At 68.0% G+C, this 8,324-nt stretch carries 6 protein-coding genes; 3 read left to right on the forward strand and 3 right to left on the reverse strand.

The window, feature by feature from the left end; translation table 11 throughout:
* The first annotated feature begins 268 nt into the window (after positions 1-268).
* Both accD and glmM read left to right on the forward strand, forming a co-directional pair.
* Positions 269-1,150 (forward strand): acetyl-CoA carboxylase, carboxyltransferase subunit beta, encoded by an 882-nt coding sequence (gene accD / locus QMZ26_RS20895; RefSeq protein ID WP_079222621.1) that lies wholly within the window; start codon positions 269-271, stop codon positions 1,148-1,150.
* Entirely contained in the window at positions 1,150-2,514 is a 1,365-nt protein-coding gene (glmM, locus tag QMZ26_RS20900; protein WP_283222552.1) for a phosphoglucosamine mutase, read from the forward strand. The genes accD and glmM overlap by 1 nt, the downstream gene beginning before the upstream one ends.
* Positions 2,515-2,592: 78 nt before the next feature.
* Here glmM and QMZ26_RS20905 read toward each other — a convergent pair whose 3' ends face one another.
* Genes QMZ26_RS20905 through QMZ26_RS20915 form a run of 3 tightly spaced genes read right to left on the reverse strand, consistent with a single transcriptional unit; the run spans position 2,593 to position 6,491 of the window.
* On the reverse strand, positions 2,593-3,450 hold the full coding sequence (locus QMZ26_RS20905; protein WP_079222619.1) for a polysaccharide deacetylase family protein: 858 nt from the start codon (positions 3,448-3,450) through the stop codon (positions 2,593-2,595).
* Entirely contained in the window at positions 3,443-4,588 is a 1,146-nt protein-coding gene (locus tag QMZ26_RS20910) for a glycosyltransferase family 4 protein (protein WP_079222618.1), read from the reverse strand. The genes QMZ26_RS20905 and QMZ26_RS20910 overlap by 8 nt, the downstream gene beginning before the upstream one ends.
* 19 nt (positions 4,589-4,607) lie before the next feature.
* Positions 4,608-6,491, reverse strand: a complete 1,884-nt coding sequence (locus QMZ26_RS20915) for a sulfatase-like hydrolase/transferase (protein WP_283222553.1) — start codon at positions 6,489-6,491, stop codon at positions 4,608-4,610.
* A gap of 197 nt (positions 6,492-6,688) precedes the next feature.
* On the opposite strand from QMZ26_RS20915, the gene QMZ26_RS20920 reads away from it, so the two are divergent.
* Positions 6,689-7,624: a 2-oxoglutarate and iron-dependent oxygenase domain-containing protein gene (locus QMZ26_RS20920; protein WP_079222616.1), complete on the forward strand. Its 936-nt coding sequence runs from the start codon at positions 6,689-6,691 to the stop codon at positions 7,622-7,624.
* Positions 7,625-8,324: the final 700 nt, after the last annotated feature.

Here is an 8,324-nt window from a genome sequence, read left to right on the forward strand (position 1 = left end):
ATGCCATGCAAGAGCGTGTCGACCAACGGTCGACACCCACCAGAGCGGGGATCGAGCGATGTCGGTAGCGCCGGGCCGTGCCCGGCGACGCGGGGTTTGAGCAGCGTCCGCCGGGCATGGCCCGGCGCTACCGGCGCTAAACGTACGTCCCAGCATGGTTTTTTCCTGCCGGCCCATGCTCCGCAAGGGGTGCACGGGCGGGGGCAGCGGAGCTAGACTGTCCGCCTTTGCGGCCCTCGGGCCGCCCTGAACGGAAGTGTCCTCCCGCATGAGTTGGCTCAGCAAGTTGATGCCGTCCGGCATCCGCACCGACAACACCCCCAGCAAGAAGCGCAGCGTCCCCGAGGGCCTGTGGGAAAAGTGCAGCAGCTGCGGCAGCGCGCTGTACCGCCCCGAGCTGGAAGAGAACCTGGAGGTCTGCCCGAAGTGCGGTCACCACATGGCGATCCGCGCCCGCGCGCGCCTGGCGGCCCTGTTCGACGCTGACAGCACCACCGAGATCGGTGCGCGCCTGGGCCCGACGGACCTGCTCAAGTTCAAGGACCAGAAGAAGTACAGCGAGCGCATCAAGATCGCGCAGAAGAACACCGGCGAGTACGACGCGCTGATCGCCATGCGCGGCCTGCTCAAGGGCCGTCCGCTGGTGGCGTCGTCCTTCGATTTCGCCTTCATGGGCGGTTCGATGGGTTCGGTGGTCGGCGAGCGCTTCGCCTTGGCCGCTGAAACGGCGGTCGAGATCGGTGCCCCCTACGTGTGCTTCTCCGCCAGCGGCGGCGCGCGCATGCAGGAAGGCCTGTTCTCGCTGATGCAGATGGCCAAGACCTCCGCTGCGCTGGGCAAGCTGCGTGAAGCCGGCCTGCCGTACATCTCGGTGCTGACCCACCCGACCACCGGTGGCGTGTCGGCCTCCTTCGCCATGCTGGGCGACATCAACATCGCCGAGCCGCAGGCGCTGATCGGCTTCGCCGGCCCGCGCGTGATCGAGCAGACCGTGCGCGAGAAGCTGCCTGAAGGCTTCCAGCGCTCCGAGTTCCTGCTGGAACACGGTGCCATCGACCAGATCTGCGACCGCCGTGAAATGCGTGATCGCCTGTCCGACCTGCTGGCCATGCTCGGCCGCCAGCCGGCGCCGGCGCCGGAGGCTGCGTAATGGCAGGCCGCAGGTACTTCGGTACTGACGGCATCCGCGGCCGCGTCGGGCAGAGCCCGATCTCGGCCGACTTCGTGATGCGCCTGGGCAATGCGCTGGGTCGCGTGCTGGTCGACCAGCGCGGCCACGACGGGCGCCGCCCGATCGTGGTGATCGGCAAGGACACGCGCATTTCCGGCTACATGTTCGAAGCCGCACTGGAAGCCGGCCTGGTGGCTGCCGGTGCCGACGTGCAGCTGCTGGGGCCGATGCCGACCCCGGCGGTGGCCTTCCTCACCCGCACCCTGGGCGTGGATGCCGGCGTGGTCATCAGTGCCTCGCACAACCCGCACTACGACAACGGCATCAAGTTCTTCTCCGCCCAGGGCGAGAAGCTTGATGACGCCACCGAGCTGGCGCTGGAAGCAGCGCTGGACGTGCCGTTCACCACGGCCGAGTCGGAAAAGCTGGGCAAGGCGGCGCGTGCGCGCGAAGCGGTCGGCCGCTACATCGAGTTCTGCAAGGCCAGCGTGCCGCGCACCTTCGACCTGCGTGGCGTGCGCCTGGTGCTGGACTGCGCCCACGGTGCGACCTACCAGATCGCGCCGCTGCTGTTCCGTGAGCTGGGTGCCGAAGTGATCGGCATCGGTGCCGAACCCAACGGCGTCAACATCAACGACGGCGTGGGTTCGACCCATATCGACAACCTGGCGGCCAAGGTGCGCCAGACCGGTGCCGACCTGGGCATTGCCTTCGATGGTGACGGCGACCGCGTGCTGATGGCCGACGACCAGGGCAACCCGGTTGACGGCGACGACCTGCTCTACATCCTGGCCCGTGCGTGGCAGGCCGACGGCCGCCTGCGCGGTCCGGTGGTCGGCACGCTGATGAGCAACTTCGGCCTGGAAAAGGCCCTGGGCGAACTGCAGATCCCGTTCGTGCGCAGCAACGTGGGTGATCGTTACGTGCACCAGGCGCTGGTGGAAGGCGGCGGCGTGCTCGGCGGCGAAGCCTCCGGCCACCTGCTGTGCCTGGATCGCGCAACCACCGGCGATGGCATCGTCAGCGCCCTGCAGGTACTGGTGGCCCTGCGCCGCAGTGGCCAGACCCTGCGCCAGGCCCTGCAGCCGCTGGCCAAGGTGCCGCAGAAGACCGTCAACGTGCGTCTGGGTGATGTCTCGGCCAAGACCACCGTGCAGGCGGACAGCGTGCAGTCGGCGCTGGCCGAAGCACAGCAGGCAGTGGCGGGGCGCGGTCGCGCGTTCCTGCGTCCGTCCGGCACCGAGCCGGTGGTGCGCGTCACTGTCGAAGCCGACGAGGCCGTGCTGATGCAGGACACGCTGGATCGCCTGTCGGCCGCAGTGAAGGCGGCAGCCTCCGCCTGAGGCGGCTGCACTGGGCCCAGACGGAAAACGCCCCGGGAGACCGGGGCGTTTTTGCTTTCCGCAGCGCGGGGTGCGTGATCAGGGCCCCGGCACCATCTTCTTCTGGCGCGCCTTGAAGCCGTTGAAGAACGGCGCGATCAGCGGGTTGTAGCTCTGCGCGATGCGCTTGCGCAGCCAGCTGGCCGGGCGGTTGCGGATCGCGAAGCGGTAGATCCGCTCCGGATCGCCGCCGACCACGTTGCGGCCGAACGGATGGGTGGTGTGCAGGTAACGGAAGCCGTGCTCGCGGGCCACCTCGACATGATCCTGGTCGAAATCGCCGTAGGGCCAGCACAGGGTGTCGGACACTTCGCCCAGCTTGTCCTGCAGCACCTGCCGCGAGATCGCCAGGTCCTGGCTGATGCCGGCACGGCGCTGTGCGCGGTCCAGGTCATCACGGCGCAGCCAGCGGGTGTGGGTGTGGGTATGGCAGTGCACTTCGAAGGTGCCGGCCTCGATGGCTGCGCGCGCTTCGCTCCAGCGCATCATCACCGTGTCGCTGCGGTCGTCCTCGAAGATCGCCGCTTCGCAGCCACGGTGGTCCGGCGTCGCAGGAAGCGTGGCCCCGGCGATGCCGGCATGCGGGCGTACATCGCCTTCGCCCATCCAGCCGGTCACCACGAACACCACCGCATGCATGCCGTACTTCTGCAGGATCGGGTGCGCGTACACCCAGTTGTCCAGGTAGCCATCATCGAAGGTGATGACGATGGACCGGCGCGGCACCGGCTTGCCGGCCAGGAAGCCGGCGTACTGGTCCAGGGTCAGCGAGGTCCAGCCGTTGTCGGCCAGCCAGGCGATCTGGCTCTCGAAGTTTTCCGGCGAGACGGTGATCATCCCCGGCGAGGGGCTGACGTGGTGGTGCATCAGCACCGGAACAGTTCGCGCGTCAGCCATGTCCCAGCTCCTTCAGCCACTGGTGGTAATAGGATTCGGTGGTTTCGCCATGCCCGGCCGGGCTGAAGTCGTGCGCACTGCGCATCCAGTCCCAGCCTGCACGGCCCATCAGTTGCCGCCGCTGCGGATCGTCCACCAGCAGGCGCAGCGCAGCGGTCAGCGCGCCATTGTCGCCCAGCCGGGTGAGGATCGCATTGCTGCCCTCCAGCACCATCTCAGGCACGCCGCCCACCCGCGTGGCCACGATCGGCACGGCCACGTAGGCGGCCTCCAGGAACACCGTGCCGGCGGCCTCCTTGTGCGAGGCGAGGGCGAAGATGTCAAAGCCGGTCATCAGGCGGCAGGCGCTGTCACGGTAGCCGAGCAGGTGTACCTGCTGCTGCAGGCCATGTTCTTCGCGCATCGCCAGCAGGCGCTGCATGACCGCCTCGCCATTGCCGACAACCACCAGGTGCAGTCGCGGGTTGGCCTTGCACAGCGGCGCGATCGCGCGCAGCAGGTCGGCATGGCCCTTCGGCTCGCGCAGCACGGCCACGCACCCGACCACGATGTCCTCGTCGCTGAAGCCGAGTTCGGCACGGACCTCGGCGCGCACGTCCTGCAGGCACTGCCACGGGTCTTCCTTGCGCATGTCGGTCCAGCGCGGCGGTACCGCGATGGGCGGCACGATGCCGATGCTCCCGCCAGCGATGCCGCGCTCGGCCAGCAGCTGCTTGACGAACCGGCTCACGGTGATGACCCGGTGCGGCAGCCCGGTATAGGTCAGCAGCGAATTGACCGGGCTCATCAGGTGGCGCGAGCGCACCACCAGCGGCGTTCCGCCCAGGCGTGCGCCCGCAGCGGCGATCAGCGTGTCGCGCCGGCTGGTGGTGTTGACCACGTCGTAGCGCTCGCGGCGTACCAGGCGCGAGACCGACCAGATGCCGCGCATCAGGCGGGCCATGCCACCCATGCGCAGGGTGTGCACGGTGAAGCCATCATCGCGGGCCAGCGTGCCGAGCCGCGCGTCGGGCTGGCACAGCAGCGCAACCTCGTGGCCGCGCGCACGCATCACCTGCATGTGGCGAAGAATGTAGATCTCCTGGCCACCCATTCCCTTGGCGGCTTCGGTGTGGAGGATGCGCAACGGGCGGTTCATCGTGAATCTGTCCTGGATTTCAACGGTTGCGGAAGCGCGTGAGCGCGTCCCATGCAGTGCGCAGTGCGGCCGGGTCCGGCGCCTGCTGCGGTAGGGGCAGGTAGTCCTGGTCCAGTGCGGTGGCGTTGCCGAACTTGTCGAACACGTAGATCACCTCGCCGTGGCGTACCGCGCGCTGTGACCAGCTCTCCACCACCAGCGAGCGCTGGCCCTGCGGCACGGCCAGCAGATCCTGGCCGGTACTGAAATCACCCAGCGCGTTCTCGCAGCCCAGTGCGTGCCGCATCAGCGTCGGCACCCAATCCTCGTGGGAGCTGGTGCGCGCGTCGTGGCCGCTGGCTTCGCCCGGCCAGCGCAGCACGAACGGCACCTGCACCTGGTGGTTGGAGAAGTTGCCGTTGTGGCCCCAGTAGTTCAGGCCGAGGTCGTTGAATTCTTCGGCGTGGTCGCCGGTCACCAGCACGATGGTGTCCTGCTCCAGGCCCTGTGCGCGCAGCTGGTCGAGCAGCTGGCCGACCAGGCTGTCGGCGTAGTGCACGGCCGTGTGATAACGGTTCAACTCCGGCGCCGGATCATGGTCCGGGCCGAATTTGAGGAAGTCGATATCGGCGGCCATCGGCGTGGCCACCGGCGGATAGCCGGCCGGCATGTGGTACGGCGCGTGGGTGGAATCGAGGAAGACGAAACCGAACCAGGGGCGCTGCGCGGCCTGGCTGCGGGTGATGTCCTGCTGCAGGGACGCGACGATGCTCTGGTCGCGCGCGGACGGATCCAGCCCGGTCGGGCCCTGGTGCAGCTGGTCACGCACGTCGGCGAATGCGGTGCGGTCGAACTCGGGGCTGTACAGCGGTGCACTGCCGTACAGATGCAGGTCGTAGCCCTGCTGCTGCAGCACCTTGAACAGCTGCGAGCCGCGCTGCTCGTCCAGCATGCTCGGCCAGTAGCCACCCGGCAGGCCGTACAACAGGCCGAACAGACCGTAACGGGTGGCGTTGCCGGTGCTGAGGTGGTGGTCGTAGACGCGGGCCGAGCCGGCCAGCGCCGCGGTGTGGGGCATGTACTGCGGGGTCAGCGCGTCGTGCCGCAGCGATTCCAGCACCACCATCAGCACGTTGGGCCGGCGGTGGCTCTGGCAACGCAGCGGCTGCAGCGGATACTGCAGCTGGGCGTGGCGCGGATCGGGCAGGCCGGCCTGCTGCTGGCTGTGTACGCCCAGCCGACGCATGAAACTCTTGGCGGTGATCGGCTGCGCCCAGGGCAGGTAGTTCCACTGGCTGATCACGGCGCGCTCGCCCAGCGCATCGTAGTAGGCGGTGGCGACCTGGCCGCCGCCCATCAGCAGGGCAACGGCGGTCCAGGCCTGCAGCACGCGGTGCCGGTGCGGCCCCGGCGAGAGCAGCTTCCAGCAGGCCCAGGCCAGCAGCGCCTGGGCAGCAAAGAGGGCCGCCACCAGGCCGGCCACCTGCAGCCAGGTCTTCCACGACAGGCTGACCTGGTCCTGCAGCGCGCCGCCAAACACCATGTTGGCGACCATCGCATTGAGATGGAACCGGTATAGGGCGAACACCTTGGCGTCGACCAGCAGCAGGCACAGCCACAGACCCTGCAGTGCGATGGCTGAAAGCGTCAGCGGGCGCGCGCTGCGCGGCCACAGGCCGATCGCCAGAGGCAGCGCACCGGCCAGCGCGCCCAGCGCCAGCAGGTGGCCGGGCAGGGCGACCGCCAGGTAGGCCAGGCCGAGACCGCCGCCGGGGTTGTCGCGCAGCGGCACGTTGCCCAGCGTGATCAACAGGGCCAGCGCTGCGTTGGCGGCGACGAACAACGACCACCACGCCAGCCGGCGCCAGCGGCGGTCAGTTGCGGAAAGCGGGGCAGGGGCGGAATCGGGCGAGGCGGCGGACATGGTGCAGGAGCGGGCGGGCAGGGGGCAGGGGACGTGCTGCATGGGCGCCCGGAGGGGCTGCCTGCTCGCGCGGGTGGCGCATTGTATCGGTTTGTTTCATTGTATCGGTGGCGTACCTGGGCCGATCTGTCACAATGTTCAGGCTGGCCGGCAGACAGCTGCCGGCCCTTTGACCCAACGACAAGCCAGGAACCGCTGTGAGCCAGATCCCGACCCTCGACATCACCCGTTTTGACAGCGACCGCGAGGCTTTCGTGGCCGAGCTGGGCGCGGCCTACCGCCAATGGGGATTCGCGGGCATCCGCAACCACGGCATCCCGCAGGCCGACATCGACGCGGCCTACGATGTCTTCAAGGCCTTCTTCGCCCTGCCGGACGAGGTCAAGCGCAAGTACCACGTGGCCGGCAGCGGCGGCGCCCGCGGCTACACCCCGTTCGGCGTGGAAACCGCCAAGGGCTCCAAGCACTTCGACCTGAAGGAGTTCTGGCACATCGGCCGCGAGATCGCCGACGACTCCAAGTACCGTGACGTGATGGCGCCGAACCTGTGGCCGACCGAGGTCGAAGGTTTCCGTGAGCGCGGCTACGGCCTGTACCAGGCGCTGGACAATCTGGGCTCGCGCGTCCTTTCGGCACTGGCCCTGCATATCGGCCTGCCGGAAGACTTCTTCGCCGACAAAACCAACTTCGGCAATTCGATCCTGCGCCCTATCCACTACCCGCCGATCACCACCGACGACATTCCGAACGTGCGTGCCGGTGCCCATGGCGACATCAACTTCATCACCCTGCTGGTCGGCGCCAGCGCCGCGGGCCTGGAAGTGCAGTCGCATGAGGGCGAGTGGGTGCCGTTCACGTCCGACGCGGACACCATCGTGGTCAACATCGGCGACATGCTGCAGCGCCTGACCAACCACGTGTACCCGTCGACCATCCACCGCGTGGTCAACCCTCCGGGCGAGCTGGCCCGCCAGCCGCGTTACTCGGTGCCGTTCTTCCTGCACCCGAACCCGGACTTCCTGATCGACGTGCTGCCGTCGTGCATCACCCCGGAGAACCCGAGCCGGTACCCGGAGCCGATCACCGCCCACGGCTTCCTCGAGGAACGCCTGCGCGAGATCAAGCTGAAGTAATGAGAAAGCCGCCGAAAGGCGGCTTTTTCATTACGGGTAGCGCCGGGCCGTGCCCGGCGAGCGCAGCGCAGGGGTGTTCGGCAGGGCTGCGCCCTGCACCTGCAGACGCCAAAGCCAGGGCAAAAGCCAAAGCCAAAGCCAAAGCCAAAGCCAAAGCCAAAGCCAAAGCCAAAGCCAAAGCGGCTCTGGGTTTCTGCGGGTTGGGCGGGGCGGTGTGGGTTGGCAGGACACGCCGTAAACCCGTCCATGGGGGCTCGATGGCGCCATCCATGGCGCCAACGGTCCTGCCAACCCACACCGCCCCACCCCCGACACTTTCTCGCGGCGGCTGGTACCGGCGGCTCCTGGCAGGTGTCGACCTTGGTCGACACGGTAGATCCACGCCATGCGTGGATGAGATCTGTCAGATCGAAGTGGGGTAGGGGGCTGGTCCAACACGGCAGCCACCCGGAATGCTGCTTCTGCTCTTGCCCTTGCTCTTGCTCTTCTTTTTTCTTTCCGTGGCGGGGGGAACCGCCGGAATGTGTCAGAGGCCGGGCGGGGCAGGGGCGCGGGACCGCAGGCGCCATGGATGGCGCCTACGAGCCCCCATGGTGAAGTGACCCCCTGAAGTTGGACGGGTGGGGGGCTAGGCGGCCAGCGCGACCTGCTCCCGGTACTTTACCGGGCTCAAGCCCTTTAATTTCAGCCGGATACGGTC

This window comes from Stenotrophomonas sp. PFBMAA-4, from assembly GCF_030053215.1.
Classification (GTDB): domain Bacteria; phylum Pseudomonadota; class Gammaproteobacteria; order Xanthomonadales; family Xanthomonadaceae; genus Stenotrophomonas.